Source organism: Massilia endophytica (genome assembly GCF_021165955.1).
Classification (GTDB): Bacteria; Pseudomonadota; Gammaproteobacteria; order Burkholderiales; family Burkholderiaceae_D; genus Rugamonas; species Rugamonas endophytica.
In genome coordinates this window covers 1804746-1828011 of record NZ_CP088952.1, presented here as the reverse complement: position 1 = coordinate 1828011, position 23266 = coordinate 1804746, and the positions used below count along the sequence as shown (strand labels likewise).

At 66.0% G+C, this 23266-nt stretch carries 21 protein-coding genes; 6 read left to right on the top strand and 15 right to left on the bottom strand.

Features of this window, described 5'->3' with window-relative positions; translation table 11 throughout:
• Nucleotides 1-31: 31 nt before the first annotated feature.
• A complete protein-coding gene (locus tag LSQ66_RS08250) occupies nt 32-652 on the bottom strand; it encodes a type 1 glutamine amidotransferase family protein (protein ID WP_231769310.1) in 621 nt (206 codons plus the stop codon).
• A 73-nt stretch (nt 653-725) separates the two neighbouring features.
• On the opposite strand from LSQ66_RS08250, the gene LSQ66_RS08245 reads away from it, so the two are divergent.
• The 3 genes from LSQ66_RS08245 to LSQ66_RS08235 all read left to right on the top strand — a co-directional run bounded on the left by LSQ66_RS08245 (nt 726) and on the right by LSQ66_RS08235 (nt 5048).
• The gene (locus LSQ66_RS08245) at nt 726-1214 is read left to right on the top strand and encodes a dihydrofolate reductase (protein ID WP_231769309.1); all 489 of its coding nucleotides are present in this window, start codon (nt 726-728) and stop codon (nt 1212-1214) included.
• 112 nt (nt 1215-1326) lie between these two features.
• On the top strand, nt 1327-3579 hold the full coding sequence (locus LSQ66_RS08240) for an arginine/lysine/ornithine decarboxylase (RefSeq protein ID WP_231769308.1): 2253 nt from the start codon (nt 1327-1329) through the stop codon (nt 3577-3579).
• A 134-nt stretch (nt 3580-3713) separates the two neighbouring features.
• Nucleotides 3714-5048 carry a sigma 54-interacting transcriptional regulator gene (locus LSQ66_RS08235; RefSeq protein WP_231769307.1) on the top strand — a complete coding sequence of 445 codons (1335 nt, stop codon included), beginning with the start codon at nt 3714-3716 and terminating at the stop codon, nt 5046-5048.
• Here LSQ66_RS08235 and LSQ66_RS08230 read toward each other — a convergent pair whose 3' ends face one another.
• From LSQ66_RS08230 to LSQ66_RS08195, 8 genes are all read right to left on the bottom strand, one after another.
• Nucleotides 5049-5774, bottom strand: coding sequence for an amidohydrolase family protein (locus tag LSQ66_RS08230; protein ID WP_231769306.1), 726 nt, complete (start codon nt 5772-5774; stop codon nt 5049-5051).
• Between the two features lie 8 nt (nt 5775-5782).
• A complete protein-coding gene (locus tag LSQ66_RS08225; protein ID WP_231769305.1) occupies nt 5783-6391 on the bottom strand; it encodes a hypothetical protein in 609 nt (202 codons plus the stop codon).
• A complete protein-coding gene (locus LSQ66_RS08220) occupies nt 6384-7409 on the bottom strand; it encodes an aminotransferase class I/II-fold pyridoxal phosphate-dependent enzyme (protein ID WP_231769304.1) in 1026 nt (341 codons plus the stop codon). The genes LSQ66_RS08225 and LSQ66_RS08220 overlap by 8 nt, the downstream gene beginning before the upstream one ends.
• A 7-nt stretch (nt 7410-7416) precedes the next feature.
• Nucleotides 7417-9588 (bottom strand): hypothetical protein, encoded by a 2172-nt coding sequence (locus tag LSQ66_RS08215; RefSeq protein ID WP_231769303.1) that lies wholly within the window; start codon nt 9586-9588, stop codon nt 7417-7419.
• 10 nt (nt 9589-9598) lie between these two features.
• Nucleotides 9599-10858 carry a hypothetical protein gene (locus LSQ66_RS08210; protein ID WP_231769302.1) on the bottom strand — a complete coding sequence of 420 codons (1260 nt, stop codon included), beginning with the start codon at nt 10856-10858 and terminating at the stop codon, nt 9599-9601.
• Nucleotides 10859-10863: 5 nt separating this feature from the next.
• Nucleotides 10864-12063 carry a hypothetical protein gene (locus tag LSQ66_RS08205; RefSeq protein WP_231769301.1) on the bottom strand — a complete coding sequence of 400 codons (1200 nt, stop codon included), beginning with the start codon at nt 12061-12063 and terminating at the stop codon, nt 10864-10866.
• 161 nt (nt 12064-12224) lie between these two features.
• Nucleotides 12225-13133, bottom strand: a complete 909-nt coding sequence (locus LSQ66_RS08200; protein WP_231769300.1) for a dioxygenase family protein — start codon at nt 13131-13133, stop codon at nt 12225-12227.
• A gap of 10 nt (nt 13134-13143) precedes the next feature.
• Nucleotides 13144-13680 (bottom strand): Spy/CpxP family protein refolding chaperone, encoded by a 537-nt coding sequence (locus LSQ66_RS08195; protein ID WP_231769299.1) that lies wholly within the window; start codon nt 13678-13680, stop codon nt 13144-13146.
• A 172-nt stretch (nt 13681-13852) separates the two neighbouring features.
• Here LSQ66_RS08195 and LSQ66_RS08190 point away from each other — a divergent pair, with 172 nt between their 5' ends.
• On the top strand, nt 13853-14542 hold the full coding sequence (locus LSQ66_RS08190) for a response regulator transcription factor (protein WP_231769298.1): 690 nt from the start codon (nt 13853-13855) through the stop codon (nt 14540-14542).
• 3 nt (nt 14543-14545) lie between these two features.
• Complete coding sequence (locus LSQ66_RS08185) at nt 14546-16018, top strand: ATP-binding protein (protein ID WP_231769297.1); 1473 nt, start codon at nt 14546-14548, stop codon at nt 16016-16018.
• A 6-nt stretch (nt 16019-16024) separates the two neighbouring features.
• Here the strand turns inward: LSQ66_RS08185 and dcd are convergent, their stop codons facing one another.
• Together dcd and LSQ66_RS08175 are read right to left on the bottom strand one after the other, a co-directional pair.
• Nucleotides 16025-16591 (bottom strand): dCTP deaminase, encoded by a 567-nt coding sequence (gene dcd, locus LSQ66_RS08180; RefSeq protein ID WP_231769296.1) that lies wholly within the window; start codon nt 16589-16591, stop codon nt 16025-16027.
• A 75-nt stretch (nt 16592-16666) separates the two neighbouring features.
• Entirely contained in the window at nt 16667-17506 is an 840-nt protein-coding gene (locus LSQ66_RS08175) for an alpha/beta fold hydrolase (protein ID WP_231769295.1), read from the bottom strand.
• 39 nt (nt 17507-17545) lie between these two features.
• Between LSQ66_RS08175 and LSQ66_RS08170 the strand changes: the two genes are divergently transcribed.
• Nucleotides 17546-18022: a GNAT family N-acetyltransferase gene (locus tag LSQ66_RS08170; protein WP_231769294.1), complete on the top strand. Its 477-nt coding sequence runs from the start codon at nt 17546-17548 to the stop codon at nt 18020-18022.
• Here LSQ66_RS08170 and LSQ66_RS08165 read toward each other — a convergent pair.
• The 4 genes from LSQ66_RS08165 to LSQ66_RS08150 are packed head-to-tail and all read right to left on the bottom strand — an operon-like array spanning nt 18019 to nt 23264.
• Complete coding sequence (locus LSQ66_RS08165; RefSeq protein WP_231769293.1) at nt 18019-20457, bottom strand: DNA internalization-related competence protein ComEC/Rec2; 2439 nt, start codon at nt 20455-20457, stop codon at nt 18019-18021. The genes LSQ66_RS08170 and LSQ66_RS08165 overlap by 4 nt on opposite strands.
• A gap of 41 nt (nt 20458-20498) precedes the next feature.
• Nucleotides 20499-21302: a TatD family hydrolase gene (locus tag LSQ66_RS08160; RefSeq protein ID WP_231769292.1), complete on the bottom strand. Its 804-nt coding sequence runs from the start codon at nt 21300-21302 to the stop codon at nt 20499-20501.
• 2 nt (nt 21303-21304) lie between these two features.
• Nucleotides 21305-22003, bottom strand: a complete 699-nt coding sequence (gene lolD, locus LSQ66_RS08155; RefSeq protein ID WP_231769291.1) for a lipoprotein-releasing ABC transporter ATP-binding protein LolD — start codon at nt 22001-22003, stop codon at nt 21305-21307.
• On the bottom strand, nt 21996-23264 hold the full coding sequence (locus tag LSQ66_RS08150) for a lipoprotein-releasing ABC transporter permease subunit (protein WP_231769290.1): 1269 nt from the start codon (nt 23262-23264) through the stop codon (nt 21996-21998). Before LSQ66_RS08150 ends, lolD begins: the two co-directional genes overlap by 8 nt.
• Nucleotides 23265-23266 lie beyond the last annotated feature (2 nt).

Here is a 23266-nt window from a genome sequence, read left to right as displayed (position 1 = left end):
GCGCACATTATCCGTGATTAGTCTCCGGCCTTCAAGCCTGCATGGATGCGACAAGCGCGTGGTAGTGCTGCGCCTCGCGCGTCTTGTGCAGCATGTACCACGCTTCCAGCGTTTCGCGCCTGAACACGTCCAGCATGCCCAGCACCTCGTAGGAGAACTCCAGCGGGGCCAGGCCGGTCGCCGTCACCAGGTTGCGGTCGCGGACGGCCGGCTCCTTGCGGTACTGCGCCTCGCCCTTGTAGGCGGGACAGCTGGCCTTGAGGAAGTCCAAATCGTTGCTGGTGTGGCCGATCGAATCGAGCGCGCCCACGCGGCCGAGGCCCAGGGTGGCGCCGCAGATGGCCGCGACGCGGAAGCCCTGCTCCAGCCGGTCGCGCGCGAACTGCAGGATCACGTCGTTGCCGGTGGTCCAGGTATCGGCGCCGGGCAGGATGAGCATATCGTCCTTCTCCATGCGGATATCGTCGAGGCCCACGTCCGGCGTGATGTGCATGCCGCCCATGCTCTCGACAGGCGTGCGCGAGAGGCCGAGTTTCATCAGTTGGAAGTCGCCCTTGGGGTTCCTGAAGAAGCGCTTGCTGTGCAGTTCAGCCGTCAGATAGCCGATTTCCCAGTCGGCGAGCGTGTTCAGGACGTACAGGTAAACCCTCATGGCGATCCTCCTTCAAGGCGGAGATGCCAGTTTATATATAATTGGGCGCTCGCGCACCCATCCCATTGCAAGAATGACACAACTGACGATCATCGTCGCGACCGACGCCAAAGGCGGCATCGGCATCGACAACACCCTGCCCTGGCGCCTGCCGGAAGACCTGGCGCATTTCAAGCGCACCACCTCCGGCCACCCCATCATCATGGGCCGCAAGACCTATGAGTCGATCGGGCGTCCGCTGCCGAACCGGCGCAATATCGTCGTGACCCGCAATGCGGACTGGCGCGCCGAGGGCGTGGAGGCGGTTCCTTCGCTGGAGGCGGCGCGCGCGCTGGTGCAGGGCGGCGCGGAGGCCTTCATCATCGGCGGCGCCCAGGTGTACCGGCAGGCGCTCCCGCTGGCCGATACCGTCATCCGCACGGAGATCGCGAAGAGCTTCGAGTGCGATGCTTTCTTCCCCGAGCTGCCCGCGGGCGAATGGCAGGAAACGGCGCGCGAATCCCATGTGTCGGAGGCTGGCCTGCCCTATGCCTTCGTTACCTTGCGACGCGTGGCCCGCTGAAGCTTTAGACTTTCTTCCTCTGCCTCGGATTTTTTTTTACCGGATAGCCGCATTTTCTGCGAAAATCCGCTCTCTTTTTTTATGGCGGCGCCGCTTGCGCCCGGAGATAACGATGAAATTTCGCTTCCCTATCGTCATCATCGACGAGGATTTCCGCTCTGAGAACACTTCGGGGCTGGGCATTCGCGCCCTGGCCGCGGCCATGGAAAAGGAAGGCATGGAAGTGCTGGGCGTGACCAGCTACGGCGACCTGTCCCAATTTGCCCAGCAACAATCCCGCGCCTCGGCCTTCGTGCTCTCCATCGACGACGAGGAGTTCGGCGGCGGCTCGGTCGAGGAAACGGACCATGCGCTGAAATCGCTGCGCGCCTTCGTCGAGGAAATCCGCTACAAGAACGCGGACATTCCCATCTACCTGTACGGCGAAACCCGCACCTCGCGCCATATCCCCAACGATATCCTGCGCGAGCTGCACGGCTTCATCCACATGTTCGAGGACACGCCCGAATTCGTGGCGCGCCACATCATCCGTGAAGCTAAGTCCTATCTGGACGGCCTGTCGCCGCCCTTCTTCCGCGCGCTGGTGCACTACGCAAACGACGGCTCCTATTCCTGGCACTGCCCCGGCCACTCCGGCGGCGTGGCCTTCCTGAAGTCCCCTATCGGCCAGATGTTCCACCAGTTCTTCGGCGAGAACATGCTGCGCGCGGACGTCTGCAACGCGGTGGAGGAACTGGGCCAGCTGCTGGACCACACCGGCCCCGTGGCCGCATCCGAGCGCAATGCGGCCCGCATCTACAACGCGGACCACTGCTACTTCGTCACCAACGGCACCTCCACCTCCAACAAGATGGTGTGGCACTCGACCGTGGCGCCGGGCGATATCGTGGTGGTGGACCGCAACTGCCACAAGTCCATCCTGCACTCCATCATCATGTGCGGCGCGATTCCCGTGTTCCTGATGCCGACCCGTAACCACCTCGGCATCATCGGCCCGATTCCGCTCGAAGAGTTCACCATGGAGAGCATCGAGCGCAAGATCGCCAACAATCCCTTTGCGCGCGACGCCGCGAACAAGAAGCCGCGCATCCTCACCATCACCCAGTCCACCTACGACGGCGTGGTGTACAACGTGGAAGTGCTGCGCGAAATGCTGGACGGGAAAATCGACACCCTGCACTTCGACGAAGCCTGGCTGCCGCACGCCACCTTCCACGACTTCTACAAGGACATGCACGCCATCGGCAAGGACCGTCCGCGCGCCAAGGAATCGCTGATCTTCTCCACCCAGTCCACGCACAAGCTGCTGGCGGGCCTGTCGCAGGCTTCGCAGGTGCTGGTGCGCGAGTCGGAATCGGTGAAACTGGACAAGGACGCCTTCAACGAGGCCTACCTGATGCACACCTCCACCTCGCCGCAGTACTCCATCATCGCTTCCTGCGACGTGGCCGCGGCCATGATGGAAGCGCCGGGCGGCACCGCGCTGGTGGAAGAATCGATCCTCGAAGCGCTCGACTTCCGCCGCGCCATGAAGAAGATCGACGAGGAATGGGGCAAGGACTGGTGGTTCAAGGTCTGGGGCCCTGAACACTTCGCCGAGGAAGGCATCGGCACGCGCGAGGACTGGATCATCCGCGCGGAAGACGACTGGCACGGCTTCGGCAAGCTGGCGCCGGGCTTCAACATGCTGGACCCGATCAAGGCCACCATCGTCAACCCCGGCCTGTCGCTGGACGGCCAGTTTGCAGAATCCGGCATCCCGGCCTCCATCGTCACCAAGTACCTGGCGGAACACGGCGTGATCGTGGAGAAGTGCGGCCTGTACTCCTTCTTCATCATGTTCACCATCGGCATTACCAAGGGCCGCTGGAACACCCTGCTGACCGCCCTGCAGCAGTTCAAGGACGACTACGACAAGAACATGCCGATGTGGCGCATCCTGCCGGAGTTCGCGGCTGCGAACCCGCGCTACGAGAAGATGGGCCTGCGCGACCTGTGCCAGTCGATCCACGACTTCTACAAGGCCTACGACGTGGCGCGCCTGACGACTGAGATGTATCTGTCGGACATGATTCCGGCAATGAAGCCTTCCGAAGCATTTGCCAAGATGGCGCACCGCGAGATCGAGCGCGTGGCGATCGACGACCTCGAAGGCCGCATCACGTCCATCCTGCTGACGCCATACCCGCCGGGCATTCCGCTGCTGATTCCCGGCGAGCGTTTCAACAAGACCATCGTGGATTATCTGCGCTTCGCACGCGATTTCAATGAACGTTTCCCCGGCTTCGAGACCGACGTTCACGGCCTCGTGAAGCGCGAAGTCAACGGCAAGCGCGATTACTTCGTCGATTGCGTTAAGCAATAAAGTCAAGGCCTCCGAGCAAGCCCGCGCATCGCCGCGGGCTTTTTCGTTTGCGCGTGCTCAAAGCATGGTGCCGCCGCAAGGCGATATAGTGGCTTTCCAGCCTGCCCCGAGCCCTGCCCCGAAGCGAGTCTGCAATGCAGCACGCCATCAGCATCATTGCCAGCAGCGACGTTGCACAAGGGACCCGGCAGGCCTTGCATTCGGCATTCGCTTGCATAGGAATAGCCACTGCTCCTTCTCCCGCCGCGGTCATCGCCCTCTTCGGCGCGTGGGACGCGGAAGCGGCGCAACTTGTGCGCAATGCCGCATCTTCCGGCGTGCCGGTGCTGGCGGTGTGCACCGCGCCGCCCGCGCTGTCGGCCGACTCCATGTGGTCCGTGCTGGAAGCCGGCGCCGCGGACCTGCTGCTGGCCGATGCGCCGGACAGCGTGGCCCTGCAGGCAGGCGCGCGCCTTGAACGCTGGCAGGCGCTGGACAGGCTGGCCGCCAGCGCCAGGGTGCGCGACACGCTCGTGGGAGAAAGCCCGGCATGGCGCGCCCTGGTGCGCAGCGTGGTGGAAGTAGCCGCCTTTACCGAGTCGCCCGTACTGGTCACGGGCGAAACCGGCACTGGCAAGGACCTGATCGCGCAGGCCATCGCCCACCTGGGCGGCGGCAATGGCGACATCACCGTGCTTGACTGCACCACCCTTTCACCGGAACTGGCAGGCAGCGAGTTGTTCGGCCATGAGCGCGGCGCGTTCACCGGCGCCTACAGCTCGCGCGACGGGGCGTTCGCGTCGGCCAACGGCGGCGTGCTGTTTCTCGACGAAGTGGGCGAACTGCCGCTGCCGCTGCAGGCGCAGCTGCTGCGGGTGATCCAGGAGCGGCAGTACAAGCGCGTGGGCAGCAACGACTGGCACCCCGCCAGCTTCCGCCTGGTGTGCGCCACCAACCGCGACCTGGAATCCGAAGTGCAGCGCGGCGCCTTCCGGGCCGACCTGTATTACCGCATTGCCGCGTGGTGCTGCCGCACGCCGCCCTTGCGCGAGCGGCCGGGAGATATCCTGCCGCTGGTGCGGCATTTCCTGAAGCAGCTGGGCGGCGGCGGGCATGAACTCGATCCTGCGGTACGCCAGTACCTGCTCACGCGCAGTTATCCCGGCAATGTGCGCGACCTGCGCCAGACCGTGGCGCGCATCTGGCACCGCCACACGGGACCGGGGCCGATCACGATCGGCGATGTGCCGCCCGAGGAACGCCGCAGCGGCGCGCCCACCTGGCCGGACGGACGGTTCGCCGACGCCATCCGCCATGCGGTGGACATGGGCATAGGCCTGGCGCGCATCGGCCAGGCGGCGTCGGATATGGCGATCCAGCTCGTGCTGGAACAGGAAGGCGATAACAATCAGCGCGCCGCCCTGCGCCTGGGCGTCACCGACCGCACCTTGCAGCTGCGGCGCAAGGCGCGCGCGGGCCAGGCGGGCTGACTAGGCGCCGATCAGCCGAAGCAGGTTGCCGCCCAGGACCAGGGCTTCGTCGCCCGCGCCAAGGCGCAGCAGGCGGATCTTTTCCAGTTCGACGCCTGGATGCAGCCAGGGCCCGTCGGAGCCGAACAGCACCTTGTGGGCGCCCGCACGCCGCACCGCCTCCTCCAGCAGGTCGAAACGGCGCACGCCTGCGGTATCGGTATGAATGTTGCGGTGCCGCGCCAGCGGGGCGATGAGCGCCTGCTGCGCGGCCCAGTCGTCGGCGAAACTGCCCAGGTGCGGCAGGATGAAGTTCACCCGCGGGTACTGGACGGCGAGCAGCTCGGCGACCGAGGTCGCGCCCACCGGATCGTAGAGCACGGGCAGGCCGAAATGCTGCGCCACTTCGCACACCTCGCCGGTGATGGGCGCGTCGTGCCGGTGCAGCTTGATGCCCCTGAAGCCGTATTCCTCCACCGCCGTCCGCACCATTGCAGCAATGCGGCCCGCATCGCGCCTGGCGTGCACGAAGGCGAAACCGAGGTAGCGCTCCGGCTCTGCCGCGACAAGGCGGGCCACGGCCGCATTGGCACGGGCATAGTCGCTGTGGAAGGCTGCCAGGAGCACCGTGCGGCCGATGCCCGCTTCGCGCGCCCGCCGGGCATAGCGGCCCAGCCCCGCGTTGCTGTCCCAGGGGCCGGTCAAGCCGTCGCCCGGCCCCGCGTGGCAATGGCAGTCGATGATCATGGCTGCCCCTAGCCCGGAGCGTGGGCACGCAGCGCGGCCAGCGAAGCCTTGCAGCGCGGGCAGCCGCACGCGAACTCCATTTCGAGGTTCTGGTTGGTCAGGAAGCCTTTGTGATGCTCGAACATCACCTTATGCAGCGCCTTTTCCTGCTTCCGCCGCGTTTCCTGGTCCTTGGGGCCGTCCGAGGCATAGACCTTGATGAACCTGGGATTCAAACCCATCATGATGGCGCGCTGGCGGTGCTGCTTGAGGCGCTTGGCCAGGTTGCCCGACTCGCCGCTGTAGGCCCGCCTGCGCCGCATGGCGACGAATTCGAAGTAGTACAGGCCCGGGCCCTTGGCCTTCTCGTGCGTGGCCGCATTCTCCAGCGTTCCGATAAAGTCGAACACCGGCTGCAAGGAGGGCGGCATGCGCTGCACGCCATCGCTCAGCTTTGCCGGCAGTTCCTCGTCGGGCTCCTCTTCCGGCCACGGCAGCGTTTCGATCACCGGCACGCGGTACGGCCAGAGGCCGAAGACCGGGCGCGGCTGCGGCGGGCGGCGCGGACGCAGCCGCGGGGTGCGAGGCATTCTGAAGGCGCCCCGTGGCCGCCATTCGAATTCAAGAATCTCAAACATGCTGCACCTCCAGAAGTTGTGTGATCGTTCTTGCGGCATGCGCAATCTCGGCGGCTCCATGGTCGGCGCGCAGCAGCATTGTCAGCACGGGCTTTGCCCGCGTCCCTTGCAGCAGTACTTCTATTCCGGCCTGCGAGAGCCGGGAATGCAGCGCCGCCCCTGAGCTGGGCGCGAGGGCAAGCCGCTGCACCGGAAAACTGCCTCCGTGGAGCTTCAAGCCCCGCGTCTTGAACAGTGCCCGCAGCTGCACAATGCGGTGCTGCAGGCGCTGGCGCAGCATGTCGCCGGTGCGGCGGTTGCACTCCAGCGCATGCGCCGCCGCGGCAATCGCGGCAACCGAGGGCGGGCTGCAATGCAGCCGGCACTGGCTGGCCGCCTCGAATCCGGCCAGCGCCTCGCGCGGCCCGGCCAGCACTGCCAGCGGCGCTCCAAAGCCCTTTGCCAGCGAGGCGCCGGACAGTACCGGCGCACCGGCAAGGCCATGGCCCGCTACGGAGCCGCCGCCGCGCGGCCCAAGCACGCCCAGGGCCTGCGTATCGTCCAGCAGCAGCAAGCCTCCCACGCTTTCGGCAATCTCGGCGTAGGCGGCCAGCGGCGGCGCCGCGCCGTCGCCTGGCGTGTAGCCGTCCGCCAGCAGCAGCGGGCGCAGGCCCGCGTTGCGCCAGCGCCGCGCCGCCCCCAGCGCACGGGCAGCGTCGCCATGCCGGAAGGCCTGCACCGCCACACCCGCCGCTGCGGCGCCCCAGCGCGCGACCGGATAGGCTGCCGCATCGACCAGCACGGCGACCGGCTTCGCCCGCAACCAGCCGAACAGGTCCCAGAACAGGTGCAGCGTCGACGGCATCAGGCACGCCGCCTCGCAATCCATCAGCGCGGCCAGTTCGGCGCCGAGGGCCGCTTCGCCCGGCGCCGGCTCCAGGGCCGCCGGCTTGCCAAGCGTGAGCGCACTCCACGGCCGCAAGGCGGCCACCGGATGCCGCATGCCGAGGTAGAGCGCACTGGTGAAGTCCGCGCCCACACAAGCCTTATGCGGTACGCGGCATGGCTTCCAGCCGCTCGCGCAGCAGCACCGACGGCATGGTGGCCTCCAGCTTCGGATTCGCGATTTCGCTGGACAGGTCGACACCGGTCGCCGCGCGGTAGGCGTGGATATAGCCCTGAACCTGCGGCCGCCAGAAGCGCGCCCAGGCAAAGGCGTCATTCGGCTCGTAGAGGCTGTGCCACTCGGTCGTGCGGATCGACAGCAGCAGCATCTCGCCGAACATGGCCAGGTCGCGGAAGTGCGCAACGCTGGTGTCGTTCCAGCCCTGCACCTTCTTCATCGCGTCCACGCGGTCCATCCACGGCTCGGGATAGGCCACCATCAGGCGCGTCGGCAGGAACTCGCGGAACTCGGGGCGCGCCAGCATCCATTGCTGCATCAGCATTTCGATGCGCGCGGTGGACGGCAGGTCGCCGTACTGGTTGTGGGCGCCTTGCGAGAGGATCAGGTGCACTTCCTTCAGCGCGTTCAGGATAGGGAAGGCATCGGCTTTCACGGTGGTGTCGTCGTCCTGGCGGTAGAACGGCATCAGCTGGCGCAGCAGGTTGTGGAAGGCCTCGATGAACTTGGAACGGCTGTCCGCGGGGTGGAAGTTGCGCACCGCCTTGCCGTCCAGCCGGATGCCGTAGTGGTGGTCGTACTCGTAGTTGCGGCGTACGACAGTCAGGCGGTGCTGCTCGTCCTGCACATAGCCCCACAGCAGGTTGTTCAGCGGGCGCAGCATGTCGATTTCCATGTTGGCCAGCGGATCCTGGCCGGTGCCGCTCATGTTCGAGCGCACGTTCTGGAAGCGGCGCGTGATGGCGTTCATCGATTGCACCAGCATCCCTTCTTCCTGCCAGTAGCACCAGATCAGCTCCATCAGGCAGGGATTCTCCAGGCGGTCGCGGATGAAGCCCGCGCACAGCTCCACGTCGTGGGCGTGGCCATGGTCGATATGCACGCGCACGTCCGGCAGCTTGTTACGGATCAGCGCCAGGTAAGGCAAGGTCTGGATATCGGGATCGGCCGACGCCAGGTAGCGCTGCAGCAGCTCCTCTTCCAGCTTGCGGTCCTCCGGGAGGTCGCGCCGGTCCAAATACTCGGCATCGTCCACCGGACGGAAGTCGAAGGGCCGGCGCAGGATGCCGCAGTTCACCATCACATAGGCTTCCGTTGCGGCCTTCAGCACGCGGTAGGAATCGGTATCGTTGAACGGCAGGAAGCGGCGCTTTTCCAGCGAGCGGAAGGCGCGCGCCTCCGGCGTCCGGCTGGCGCCATCCTCGCAGAACAGGCGGTCCATGAAAAGCTTGTAGTTATTGAATTGCAGCGCCTCCGTGCTGTTCCTGATCAGCATCCAGTGTGCGATCGCCGGACGGAATTCAGCCTCGGTGCGGGCCGCATGGGTCGTGATGTCGCCATTCACGGGCACGGGGTTCGGGCTGTCCACGATCACGGGTTCCGAGATGCGGAAATGGGCCCCATCGTTTGGGTTCGGCGCATGGAGGTCCAGGCCGCGCGGCTCCAGGTAGATGTCCGCCGCCGCCTCGACCCTGCCCACCGATCCAAGCACGGAATGCAGCTCGAAACCTTCCCCATCGACTGCGCTCAGCGGAGGAACGGCCACCGCGCGCATGCCCGGCAGGGGCCGGTGCGGAGAAGGCGTCTTGCCTGTGCGGTGACGCATGTATTGGGTGGTGACCCACAAGGTGTCGCCCACCAGGCCATGGGCGCGCGAACGCTTATCGCCATTGGCAAAGAACATGACGTCCAGCTTCACATCCGGAACCAGTACCAGGTCGGCGGTTCCCATGCGCTCGCCAGGGGCTATCGTAGCCAGTTCGCAGATCACGGTGTCGTCGTTCTCGAAAGGCGTGACGTTGTCGAGCACCACCCAATAGTTCGGTTCCATCACGCCAGCCGCCGCCAGGGGCAAGGGCAGCTGGTCGAACGAGGCCCGGCCGTCGGGACCGGAATGCGTCTGCGCCACCAGCCCGGCTTGCACGAGCTCCCTCAGTGCGGCCGCATTCGGTTTGGCCGCGGGGTCCCTCGCCACCACCAGCAGCAGTTTTGCATGAACGAGCGGCACCCTGAAGCCATTCCGAAGCTGGACGGACACGGTGACCAGGATCCTGCCACGATCGATGGGCGGCGCCTTCTTGTTACTGTTAGCCATGAGATTCTCCTTAGAGTTCAGTCAAAGAATTGCGAAGTGCCCAGTGGGCCAGCAGGCGCCCCAGCAGAACGCTTTCCACTTCGGGGCTCACGTTTCCATCCGCCCTGGCCTGGCCGATGACGGCGAATACCAGCACCGGCGCGGCGGCGTACATGCGTTCGGGTTTGCGCTGCCAGAGGCGGAACAGCAGGCCAAGGTAGGCGGGGGTGCGGCGCGCCACCGCCAGCGCCTGGGGCAGCGATGCGCCGCGCAGCGCCGCAGGCCGGTGATTGGCCAGCAGCCCGGCCAGGGCCGGCAGCGAGGCGCGCAGCTCGAGCAGCAGCTCCCGCTCTCCGGGCGGCTGTCCGTCAAGCGGGTAGAAGGACTCCCAGAGCCGCGCCATGCGCCGCCATTGGGGATGGGGGAACAGCTTGTCGCCCATCGCACAGCTGAGCAGCACGCGGATCCATGGCACCGGATGCGGGTCGTCGATGTTGATGCGGAAGACGAAAATGCGCGGCAGGCTGACCACTCCGATCAGTCCATGTGTCGCTGCCACGCCAACCCGCGCCACCGACCAGAAGTCGGCCACAATTTCCGAGATCCAGCGCTCCCACAGCTTCCAGACCCGCGCCGGACCCGTTCCGCCGCCCTGCAAGGCATGCAGCACGGGACGCAGGGAATTCACCAGGTCCAGCAGGGCGGCGCCCTGGTGGCCCACCTCATGGAATAGCGACGAAGCGATGCTTGCGCCCACCATGCGCTCGCGGGGCACCCTGATGATCGCCACCGGATTCAGGCCCCCGCCCGGCAAGCGGGTACGGGCGCGGCGGATGGCTGCGCCGGGGCCCCGGTCCAGGTAGCAGGCCACCGGCGGCGAGGCGTAATACCCGCCGGGGATGGCCAGCGCATCGGTGGAGGCAATGTCGAGCCCTGCCAGCCAGACCCCGTTGCGGTGTTCGCTGCGCTGTGTCACCACGTCGTTGAACAGGTCGAACTGGATCAGCGCCGCGTTGAACTTCATGCGCAGGAACGTGAAACGGCGCTGGGCATCGGCCGCCGTGGAACGGCGCCCCGCCGCACTGCGCAGCCAGCGCAGGAAGCCGCGCACCATGGCGCGCAGCTCGCGCCGTCCCGTTGCCAGCTGCCGTTCGATGCCCTGCTGCGCCGCAGGCAGCAGGGCTGCCGCAGGCACCATCGGCTCGATCAGGGCGAAGGGCTGCAGGCGCGCCAGCCGCGTGAGCAGCGAGCGCCCTTCCTGCTCCAGCATCCAGGCGGCGTAGGGGCTCATTGCGTTCAGACTCCGTAGAGGACGATCTTGCGGCCCTGGCGCATCCAGCGCCCGCCGCTGCTGCGCATGGCGCCCTGGCCGCCGCCCTGCATGCGGCCGCCCATGCCGCCCATGCCGCCTTGCTGGCTGCCGGACTGGCCGCCCTGCTGCCCTGCCCTGGCCAGCAGGCCGGGCGCATACTGGCGAGCTGCCGCAGTGGCGGCCTGCATCGCGATCTGGCGCGGATCGCCGCCGCGCGCCTGTGCAGCGCGGTTCACGGTATCGGCGGCCAGCTTGACGAAAGTACGGGCGCCATCGAACTCGCGGTCCTCGCCGTGGATTTCGCCCTCGGCCTCCAGGCCCAGCGCGCTGCCCGCGGCAGATGCGAGGCCGCTGCCGATCTTGGCGCCAAGCGGGCCGCCGAAGTAGCCGCCGATAGCGCCGCCCGCCAGCGGCAGCGCTTTTTTGGCGACTCCTTTCAAGGCGCCGCCAATGGCCTTGCCGACCGGCGAACGGATCACGTCACCCGCGAACGATGCCGCCTTCTTCAGGAAGCCGCCCAGGAACTGCTCCAGCTCCGCCTCGTTGGTGACCGACAGCAGCTCGCTCGCCAGTTCCATTTCCTCTGCTTCGGTCAGCATGCTCTGCTGCCCCATCTCGCCGCCCCATTCGGCTTCGCCGAACTCGTACTCCCCTTCGTAGTTCGAGGTTTCGTTACCGAATTCCAGGGTGGTGCGGTCAATGTCGTGCATGATGTGCTCCCTATTTGTTGAGACTGCGGATGGAGGAGCGGTGTCCCGCTCCATGATGGAAAAGATTGTGGGCAGGAGGCCCGGCGCATGCTGGCGTGCGGCCAGCGCGAGCGCCGCCTTCCTCACCTGGCGCGGGTCGCCGCGCGCCGCCTGCCTTGCGCGGCGGCGCGCGAGCCCCGCAAAGCGCATGAACTGGCGCGCCGTTTCGAGTTCGCGGTCTTCGGAGCTCAGGCCTTCGAGCTCCATGCCGAGCATGCGGCCCGCGGCGGGGCCGGAAGACAGCACGCGTTTTGCCAATGGCACAAGGACATCGGCCAGGCCCGGCGCGAAGCGCCGCATCATGGGCTGGAGCCGCCCTTCGCGGATCGCGGCCAGCAGATCGGTGGCCTGGCCAAGGCTGGCGTCGCGCCACGCGGCGCTTTCCCCTGCGGGCGCCAGCTCAAGCTCCGGGCGATAACTGGTAAGACGGTCCATGCCTGCTCCTTGCCGATTTCACGACAGGGGTAGTGCAAACGGCATGCCAGGGAGCCTGCCCGGGGTGGGCGCTGCGTTGGACGAAAAGGACTTCGCGCGGCGGCGAAATGGGATGCGGCCCGGCGAAATGGATTTCGCGGCGGGCCGTTGGAAAGGAAAGGTCAGGCGGCCACTGCCAGCGTCAGTGTGGCGACATAGCCGTCCGTGGCGTTGCCGCTCATGGTGGCCAGCTGCAGCGAGTAGCCGTCGCTGAAGATGTTGTCGGTGGCATAACTGATGCGCGACAGGTTCGTGGCCGACGTGCCGTAACCGGTGCTTGCGTAGACTTCGTTCAGGGTCGCCATAGGGAAGGTGAACTGCGACGTCTTGATGCGGTTCGAAGCGCTGGCCGCCTTCGCCAGCGACTGGTAGACCTCGAAGTGCACGTGCGGCATGCGGCCGTCATAGCAGCCGGGGAAGATGGTCGTAAAGCTCACATTTCCGTCCGCGTCCGCCTCCTGCACACCGCGCAGGTAGTTCTGATTCGTCACTCCGCTCGAGTACAGGGAGTAGCGCCCCTCCCGGTCGCAATGCCACAGGTAGACGGCGAAGTTGCCCGCCGCGCCGCAGCTGGCGTTCGCATTCAGGATGTGCAGCCTGATCGTCAGCGGCACCCCTGCCGCCGTCCCGCTCATGCCATTGAAGCTGCTGCGGATATCGCTGCGCACCACGCCCGTTTGCGTGAGCACGTTGACCACACCGCTGCTGTTGCTGTTCGTGCCGTCGCCCGGGTAGGGACCGCCCGTTTCCTCGGGAATGACCGTGCACGAGCCGGTGGTGGTCGTTGTGGTCGTGGTCGTCGTGCCAGTAGTTGGCGTCGTCGTGCTCGTAGTTGGCGTGCTGGTGGCGCCGGTGGAGGCCGTGCCGCTGCTGGTGGACGAGGTGGAGCTGTCCGAAGAACCGCCGCCGCAGCCCACCAGGGGCAGCGCCGCCGCGCCTGCGAGCAGCATGCGCAGCGACTGGCGGCGCTTCGTTGTCATTTTCATCATCGCTTCCAGGTCGGCTGCGAGGCCGTGATCATGGACTTCCATGTGTCTCTCCTTATGCCGGTGGCGCGGCCGGACGGATCGGCATGCGCAGCGATTTACGCTCCTGCAGCTGCTTGCGCTGCTCGGGCGTGAGTACGGCCAGCAGCTTCTGCTCGGTGCGCAGCTGCTGCATGGTGATATTGGCCATGGCCTGGGCCGAGGCATGCGCCAGTTTGGCGGCGGCCGCCTCGTCGAACCTTCCCTCGTTATGCATGGCGTCCAGGGCGCGCTCGGCCTTCTGGTGCGCCTTGCCCTGTTCGCGCAGGTAGGGAATCTGGCCATGCAGGATGGCGAATACCTGGTCCTGCTGGGCTTCCGTCAGCTCCAGGCCGCGCATGAATGGGGGTTCGGTGGCCATGCCCGGGAAGGGAGGCGGAGCAAAGCCGCGTGGTCCGGGGGCTTCCGGACCGTCCGCCGGGCCGGCATGGCGGGCCCGCGGGCCTGGCGGCACCGGTGCGTCGTCCGCATCTGTATCTGCCAGTGCGGCGAGCGGCATGGCGATGGCTGCGGCCAGCAGCAGGCCATGCAATCCTTGTCTCGTCTTGTTCATTTGATGGAGTCCTTGAGAAATGTTGGAAGCTTCATTCTCCGGCCGCCCCATGTAAAGCGCGGTTAGTGCGAGGTAAAACCATGTAAAGACGCCATGTAAAACCGGGTAAATTGCCGCCGTCCGCACGCTGCGGTTTGCTATGATGGCCGCATCATTCTTACGTGTTTGCGCAATGAGCAAGGTTCTGCTGATAGACGACGATGTCGAGCTCGTGGCCATGTTCCAGGAGTACCTGGAGCAGGAAGGCTTCGAGGTCATGGCCGCCCACGACGGCCTGGCTGGCGCCACGGCGGCGCTGAGCGGCCAGTACGCCATCGCCGTTCTGGACGTGATGATGCCGCGCATGAACGGCCTGGAAACGCTGCGCCGCATCCGCGCCGCGAGCAATATGCCTATCCTGATGCTGACGGCACGCGGCGACGATACGGACCGCATCGTGGGCCTTGAGCTGGGAGCCGACGACTACGTTACAAAGCCCTGCACACCGCGCGAGCTGACCGCCCGAATCCGCGCCATCCTGCGCCGTACGCAGGCGCCTGCGGGCGAGAGCAATGGCCCGGCGCAGCTGGCGGTCGGGCAGCTCGTGATGTGGCCGGAACAGCGCCGCGTCACCTGGGCTGGCGAAAAAGTGGAACTCACCAGCACTGAGTTCAACCTGCTGGAAGTGCTGGCGCGTAACGCGGGTAAACCGGTGAGCAAGAACACCCTGTCCGACCAGGGCCTGGGCCGCCCCATGGCGCGCTTCGACCGCAATATCGACGTGCACCTGAGCAGCCTGCGGCAAAAACTGGGCACCGTGGCCGACGGCCGTTCATGCATCCAGACTGTGTACCGCCTCGGCTACCAGCTGATAAAGGAGTGAGCCGTGGGACGGCTGTTCTGGAAGTTCTTCCTTTCCATCCTGCTGGCGCAGATTGCGGCCACGGTGGCCATCGGCGGCGCCGTGTGGCTCAAGAACCGCGAAGCGGACAAGGCGCGGCAGCCGGATCTGGACATGGGACCGCCCGCCGAGCTGGCCATCGAATCGGCTGCGGCCACGCTGCGCCACGGCGGTACGGACGCGCTGCGCGAACTGCTGGAGAACATGGACCGCCACCGCGTTTTTGCGGTCGATGAGCAGGGCAAGGAGCTGCTGGGGCGTATCGTCAAACCGAACTCGCTGGCTGAAGCCAGGCTGCTGCTGGAAAAAGGCGACGAGCGCGCCGTGCGCCGCCTCACAACGCCCGATGGACAGCGCTATATTCTGTTCCTGCCTGCCCACGAGCGGCAGCGCGGACCGCTGGGCGGCGATGCGCGCCCCCTGATCGCGGGCGCAGGGCTCCCCATGCCGGGCGCTCAACGCGAGTTCGGCGGCGAACGGCCGCCCCCTCCCCCGGACAGCTCTTCACAGCCTCCGCCCGATGGCCCGGGCGGCCCGGATGGTCCCCGTCCGCGCTTCCAGCCGCTCACGCCCTTCATTCCCCTGGCCGCAGCCGTGCTGGCAAGCCTGGTCTTCGCGGCTTTGCTGGCATGGTATTTCGCACGCCCCATCCGCTCCCTGCGCCAGGCTTTCGAGGCGGCATCCGGTGGCGACCTGGCGCCGCGCTTCGCGCAACTCGGCCTCAAGGGCGGCGACGAACTCTCGGACCTGGGCCGCGATTTCGACCGCATGACGGGCCGCCTGCGCAGCCTGATGGACGCGCAGACGCGCTTGATGCACGACGTGTCGCACGAACTGCGCTCGCCGCTGGCACGCCTGCAGGCCGCCATCGGCCTCGCAAACCAGCAGCCGGAAAAGATGCTGGCGTCGATGGAACGCATCGAGCGCGAAAGCATTCGCATGGACAAGCTGGTGGGCGAGCTTCTCACGCTGGCGCGCCTGGAATCCGGTGCTCTCGATGAGGGCAAGGAAGACATCGACATGGCCGAACTGCTTGGCCAGCTGCTGGACGATGCACAGTTCGAGGCCGCCACCCACGGGCGCAGGCTGGAGCAGCATGGCGAAGGCGCCGTCATCATCCTCGGCAAGCCGGACCTGCTGGCGCGCGCCATCGAAAACGTGGTGCGCAACGCCATCAAGCACAGCCCCCTGGGCGAAACGGTGGTGGTGGAAATGGAAACGGATGCGGAGCAGCTGCGCGTGAGGGTGCTGGACCGGGGTCCAGGCGTGGCCGCCCAGGACCTCGCGGCCATCTTCCAGCCCTTCTACCGCAGCGAAGGCACGCAAAAAGACGTGGAAGGCCACGGGCTTGGCCTCGCCATTGCGCAGCAGGTGGTGCAGCAGCATGGCGGCACGATCAGCGCCGCCAACCGCGATGGCGGCGGCCTGCGCGTGGAGATCGCGCTGCCGCTCGCCTGAAAGGACTTACGCCTTCGGCAGGGTCACGCCGTGCTGGCCCTGGTACTTGCCGTTGCGGTCCTTGTACGAGGTTTCGCATACCTCGTCGCTTTCGAAGAACAGCACCTGGGCGCAGCCTTCGCCAGCATAGATTTTCGCGGGCAGCGGCGTGGTGTTCGAGAACTCCAGCGTCACATAGCCTTCCCATTCGGGCTCGAAAGGCGTCACGTTCACGATGATGCCGCAGCGCGCGTAGGTCGATTTACCGAGGCAGACGGTCAGCACATTGCGCGGAATGCGGAAGTATTCGATGGTGCGCGCCAGCGCGAAGGAATTCGGGGGAATGATGCAGACATCGCTCTTCACGTCCACGAAGGAGTTCGAATCGAAATTCTTCGGGTCGACGATAGTGCTGTTGATGTTGGTGAAGACCTTGAATTCGTCGGCGCAGCGGATGTCGTAGCCATACGAGGAGGTGCCGTAGGAGATCACCTTGCGGCCGTCGGCCGCGCGTACCTGGCCCGATTCGAAAGGCTCGATCATTCCATGCTCTTCCGCCATCCGGCGTATCCATTTGTCGCTCTTAATCGTCATCGCAAAGGCATTTTCTCTGGTTGCAGGAAGTCCGCACCTCGCGGTGCAGACCAATTCGCTGGATTTTACGCGAATTCAGGCGCGGCGCAACGCTTCCCCGCTCCGGCAGAGCTCCAGTTCGAGGCCGATCATCTCGCAGATCAATTCGCGCGTGAGCCGGGCAGCCAGGGCCGGATCTTCCATCGGGAACAGGTGCCCGCCTTCCACCATGCGGAAATGATGGCCGACCAGGGCGCGGGTATTGGCCAGTCCGGCCAAGCGGTTCTCCTCGGACTGGCTGCCCGCGATATAGCTGACGGGGACTTCCAGCCCGTTTTTCAGCAGGCTGCCCACATGGTGCGGCAAGGTGCGGTAGATGGCCGTCTCGCTCTCGCGCGGGAAGCGCAGCTGCACGCCTTCGGGATGGGGCATCAGGCCATGTTCGATATAGTCCTCCAGCACACCCGGCGCCCAGGCCGCGAAGATATCCTTGGCGGCGAAATGCTCGTGCGCTGCCTGCGCATCCGGCCACTGGTTGCGGCGGCGGACGGAGAACTGGGATGGCGAAAAGCGGTCTTCGCGCTTCAGCCATTTGACGACGCGCCAGAGGAAAGCGCGCCAGCCCGCAACCACGGGTGAATCGAGCATCAGGACGCAGCGCGCCAGGTCCGGGCGCTTGGCCGCCGCCATGAGGCTCAGCATGCCGCCCAGCGAATGGCCGACCAGGATCACTGGCTCGCTGTAGCGGCTTTCCAGCTCCGCGATCAGCTCATCGACCAGCGAACGCCAGCCGTCGTCGATGGGATAGGCCGGATTCTGGCCGTGCATGTCCAGGGCCTGAATATCGAAATCCCGGCCCAGGTGCTCGAAATAGGCCCGGTAAGTCCCCGCCGGATAGCTGTTTGCGTGCGCAAAATGGAGTTTCGGTTTGCTCATGAAGGGCCATTGTAGGGAGATCGGCCTTGAAAATCTGGTATGAACGCTCTAATTCGCAGCTACAATGGACGGATGACCGCACCTGCCCTCATCATCCGCGACGCCATCGAAAGCGACGCACCCGCCATCGCGCGCCTGCTCACGGCGCTCGGCCACTCAACCAATACGGATATCATTTCCGCCAAATGGACAGCCTGGCGGCAGGAGGGCAACAGCGCCCTGGTTGCCCTGGACGAAGACGGTTCCGTCGCCGCAGTGGCGGTCCTGCACCGCATGACGGTGCTGCACCGCCCTTACCCAGTGGGACGCATCAATGCGCTGATCGTGGACGAATCCCTGCGCGGCAGCGGCATCGGACGCTCCCTGGTGGAAGCCGCCGAACGCCGCCTGGCGCAGGAAGGCTGCGAGCTGATGGAAATTACCAGCAATGTGCGCCGCCTCGACGCGCATGCTTTCTACGACCGGCTGGGCTACGAACGCAGCAGCCTGCGTTTCTCCAAGGTGCTGGTTCCCTAACGCCCATACCAGTAGCGGGCGTGCTCGCTGCGGTATTCGCTGACAGCGATTCCAGTGCCGATATCGACGGTCACCGCGCCTGCCTTGTCCGTTCGCAGAATGGCAGTTCCCCGCTGGCGGTATCGCTCCTCCACTTCCGGCTTTGGATGGCGATAGCGGTTCCTGTGCCCGACCTGGAAAATGGCGCTGTCCGCCGACACTGCCGCCAGGAAGGCGGGCGTGGAGGAAGTGCCGCTGCCGTGATGGGGCGCCAGCAGCACGTCCGCCTTCATACCTTGCGGCATCCGCGCCAGCAGCTCCTGTTCCTGGGGCGCCTCGATATCCCCCGGCAGCAGCACCGTGCCCGACGCGGCCACAATTCTGAGCGTGCAGCTGCGCGCGTTCGACTTCAGGGAAGCCTGCCTGTAGCTGTCCGGCTGGGGATGCAATACCTCGAAGCGCACACCGTCCCAGGTCCAGTGCTGCCCGGCCTCGCAGCGCATGTGCTTTGGCGCTGCCTTCGCTACCGGGTGACTGGGGCCCAGGGACGAGAGGAGCCAGCCCGTTTGTACGCTCGCCAGAATCGCCGCCGCGCCGCCAACGTGATCGCTGTCGCTGTGGCTCACCACCATGCCATCCAGATTGCCGATGCCGCGCGCGCGCAGGTAAGGCAGGATCACGCGGTTGCCGCCGTTCGATTCGAGGGAATATTGCGGTCCCGTGTCGTACAGCAGCCGGTGGCCGCTGGTCTCCACCAGCAATGCCATACCCTGCCCCACATCGAACGCGGTCACCCGCAGTTCGCCTTCGCCCGGATGGTCCGGCTCCGCGAACAGCAAGGGCAGCCACGTCGCGAGGCCCAGCCAGCGCATTGGCCAGCCGCGCGGCGCGAGCAGCCAGAGGGTGCCGAACAGCGCCCAGAGGAAGAGCCACCAGGGCGGCGCGGGGGCGGCCCACACGGCCCAGCGAAGGCCGCTGCACCATTCCAGCACCGCGGCCAACCCTCGCACCAGTTCGTGGGCTCCCGTCAGCAGAGGGTGGGCCAGCACTTCCGGCAAGATGCTGCCCGCGAGCGCCATCGGCGTCACCAGCAGGCTGACGAGCGGAATGGCGATGGCATTGGCCAGGGGGCTGACGATGGATATCTGCGCAAACAGGAGCATGGTCAGCGGCACGAGTCCCAGCGTGATCGCGTACTGGGTGTTCACGGCGGCGCGCAGGTTGGCCAACAGGCGCCTGCCTCGCGGCAGGGGTGCGCCGCGTTCCGGGTACGGCCCCTGGCCGTCCAGGTCCGCTGGCCGCATCGTCTTGTGCAGCGATGTGCGGCCCACGGACGCGTACAGGATGATCGCCACCGCGCCGAAGGAGAGCCAGAATCCCGGCCACATCACGGCCCAGGGATCGAACAGCACAACCACGCCTGCCGCCAATGCCAGAACGTGGGAGATGCTCGCGGTGCGGTCCAGCCAAACCGCCACGGCAACCACCGCAAGCATGTAGAGGGTGCGCTGGGCGGGAACGCCGAAGCCAGCCAGCAGCACGTACGCCAGCGCTGCCGCCATGCCGCTGATTGCGGCAGCCTTCCTTGCCGGAAGGATCAGCGAGAGCTGCATGCGGCGGCCCGGCAGCGACTTGCGCCAGAACCAGGACGTGAGGAATGCCGCCATGCCCGCCATCATCGTGATGTGCAGCCCGGAGATGGAGATCAGGTGGCTGATGCCGGTACGGTTGAAGATCACCCAGTCCGACTGGTCGATGGCGCGCTGGTCGCCCACCACCAGCGCAACGATCACGCCTGCATACGGATGGTCTTTCAGTATGCGCCGGATGCGGTCGCGCAGCGAGGCCCGGCAGCGTTCGATCACGTTGTGCAGCGTGGGCACAAAGCTGTCAAGGCGGCGGTTATCGCCCTCAGCGCGTATGTAGCCGGTCGCGCGCACGCCCTGCTCCAGCTGCCACAGCTCGTAGTCGAAGCCATACGGATTCGCGTTGCCGTGCGGGCGCTGAAGCCGCACCTTCAGTTGCCAGCGCTCACCCGGCTGAACGTCGCCAACCGGCTGCGGATCGCCGCGAAAGCCCGCGTACCATGACAGGGCCAGCCTGGGTGGGACAAGGGCATTCGGCGTCAGCACGCGCTCGACAGCGAAGTTGAAGCGCTCGCCCTGGCTGAAGCGGTTCGGCAGGCTGTCGACGGTGCCCACGATAAGAAGGTCGCGCCCCTCATCTTCCAGCGGCACCGACGGCGCCAGCGCTGCCTGCGCAACAATGGCGGCCCAGCCAAATCCCAGCAGCGCCCCAGCCGCACCGCGCACCAGATGGCGCATGCCGGAAGCATACTGCGCAGCCCACAGCAAGGGCAGCGCTGCCAGAAGCATCGGGAAAGCGTACGGCGGCAGTTCCGCCTGCGTATGCAGGAGCCAGGCGCCGCCAATGAAGCCGAGGACCGTGCAACGCATGCAGCCGCCTCCTTCGTCCGGGGCGCGCGGCCCCGCTCTGTTTATGCCGGCAGCAGCTGTCGCAGCCGGGGCATGATTTCCTGCGCGCTGGCGGTGGTGGCCGATTCCACTTCGTGCAGCGGGATGCCGCGCAGGTCGGCCACCACCTGGGCGATGCCGGGAATCTGGTCAGGCGTATTCACGCCAGGATGTATCCATGAGGGCGCGATATCCGGCGCATCCGTCTCCATGACGATGGAGGACAGTGGCAGTTCGGAGGCTAGCCGGCGAATCTGCAAGGCGCGCGTGAATGTCACGTTGCCGCCGAAGCCGAGCTTGAAGCCTGCATCGATATAGCCTTGCGCCTGCTGGAAGCTCCCGTTGAAGGCATGGGCGATGCCACCGGCTGGCGGTATCTGGCGCACATGCTTGAGCACCTGGTCCTGCGACTTGCGAACGTGCGTGAGCACGGGCAGGCCGAAATCGCGCGCAATGCGCAGCTGCTCGCGGAAGAAGTGGATCTGCTTCTCGCGCATGGCCGGCTCGCACAGCATGGGGATGAAGAAGTCGAGCCCTACTTCGCCGATGGCGACGAAACAGGGATCGTCCATCGCTCTGCCCACCTGCTCGCGCATGCGCAGCAGGTCCTCATCGGTGGCCTGCGGAACGCAGATGGGATGGATTCCGAGGCCGTAGCAGGCATTCGGCGCCGCATGCGCCAGCTCCCGCACCGCCTCGAAGTTCCCCGTAGCGATAGCGGGAATGACGATCATCGACACTCCCTTTCCGCCTGCGTCGGCGGCACGTTCCAGCGAGGCGCCGCGGAATTCGTGCGCATCGAGGTGGCAGTGGGTGTCGATCCACATGGCTATTCGGCGCGCAGGCCTTCGTCGGTCAGGCGCAGCACGCGGTCGCAGCGGCCGGCCAGTTCGGGATCGTGGGTAACGATCACGAAGGCTGTGCCGAGAGTGCGCGAGAGCTCCAGCATCAGGTCGAAGATCTGCTCCGCCGTCGAGTGATCGAGGTTGCCGGTCGGTTCGTCCGCCAGCACGCAGGCGGGCTGGGTGACAAGCGCACGGGCCAGCGCCACGCGCTGGCGCTCCCCGCCGGAGAGCTCGCCCGGCACGTGGCTTACGCGCTTGGCGAGGTTGACGCGCGCGAGCATCTGCTGCGCCTGTTCCACGGCTTCCGCGCGCTTCATGCGGCGGATCATCAGCGGCATGGCCACGTTGTCCAGTGCCGAGAATTCCGGCAGGAGGTGGTGGAACTGGTAGACGAAGCCCAGCGAGCGGTTGCGCAGGTCGCCGCGCGCGGATTCGCTCAGGCTCGCGAGGTCCTTGTCCAGCAGGGTCACGCTGCCGCCGGTCGGCGTATCGAGGCCGCCCAGCAGGTGCAGCAGGGTCGATTTGCCGGAGCCGGATGCGCCCACGATGGCCACCCGCTCGCCGCGATGCACGGCAAAGTCGATCCCCTTCAGCACCGGCACCGAATAGCTGCCCTGCGTGAAGATCTTGCCCAGGTTGCGGCAGGCCAGCACCGGCGCGCCATTGCTCATCGCGTTACTCATAGCGCAGCGCCTCCGCAGGTTTTACGCGGGCGGCCCAGCGGCTCGGGTACATGGTCGCCACGAAGGACAGCAGCACGGACAGCGCGGCGATCTTCGCCACGTCCGGCCAGCGCATGTCCGATGGAACGGTGCTGATGTAGTAGATATCCTTGGACAAGAACTGCACTCCCAGTAGATTTTCGATAAATGGCACGATGACGTCGATATTGGTGGCAATGAGCACACCGCCCAGCACACCCAGCGCGGTCCCCAGCAGCCCCACCAGCGCGCCCTGGATCACAAAGATCTTCATGATCGAGCCTGGGGACGCGCCCAGCGTGCGCAGGATGGCGATGTCTGGCTGCTTGTCCGTTACCGTCATCACCAGCGTGGAAACGAGATTGAAGCCCGCCACGGCGATGATCAGGGTAAGAATAATGAACATCATGCGCTTCTCGGTTTGAACTGCCGCAAACCACGTTGCGTTCAGCTTTGACCAATCGCGCACTTCGAGGTTGGACGGCAGCACCTTCTTCAGCTCCTCCGCCACCTGCGGGGCGCGGTGCATGTCGTCCAGCCGCAGGCGCAGGCCGGACGGCGCATCCATGCGCAGCATGCGCTGGGCGTCCTGCAGATGGATGAAGGCCATGGTGGAGTCGAACTCCTGGTGGCCGGCGTGGAAGATGCCCTTGACCGTGAAGGAGCGCATGCGCGGCACCATTCCCGCAGGCGTCACCGCGCCCTGGGGCAGGATCATGGTGACCTTGTCTCCGACGCCTGCCTGCAGCGAACGCGCCAGGTCCACGCCGAGCACAATACCGAATTCGCCCGGCCGCAGGTCCATGAAGCTGCCCGCCTGGATATTGCGTTCGACGTCCGACACCTTCGGTTCCTGGTCCGGCAGCACGCCGCGCACGAAGGCGGGACGCAGGGCTTCGTTCCCGTGCATGAGGCCTGCCTGCATGGGCGAGAACGGTGCCGCGCCCTTCACGGCGGGATTCCGCATCACCGCCCTCTCCTGCGCCTGCCAGTCCTGCAGCCCGCCGTTCTTGTCGAAGATCTCGACATGGGCGAGCACCGAGAGCATGCGCCCCGTCACGTCCTTCTGGAAGCCGTTCATCACGGAGAGAATCACGATGAGCGCGCACACGCCCAGCGCAATGCCGCCCATGGAGATCAGCGAGATAAAGGAGATGAAGCTGTTGCGGCTGCTGCGCTTGCCCGCGCGGGTATAGCGCAGGCCCACTTGCCACTCATACGGCAGATTTTTCACGAAACTCATTG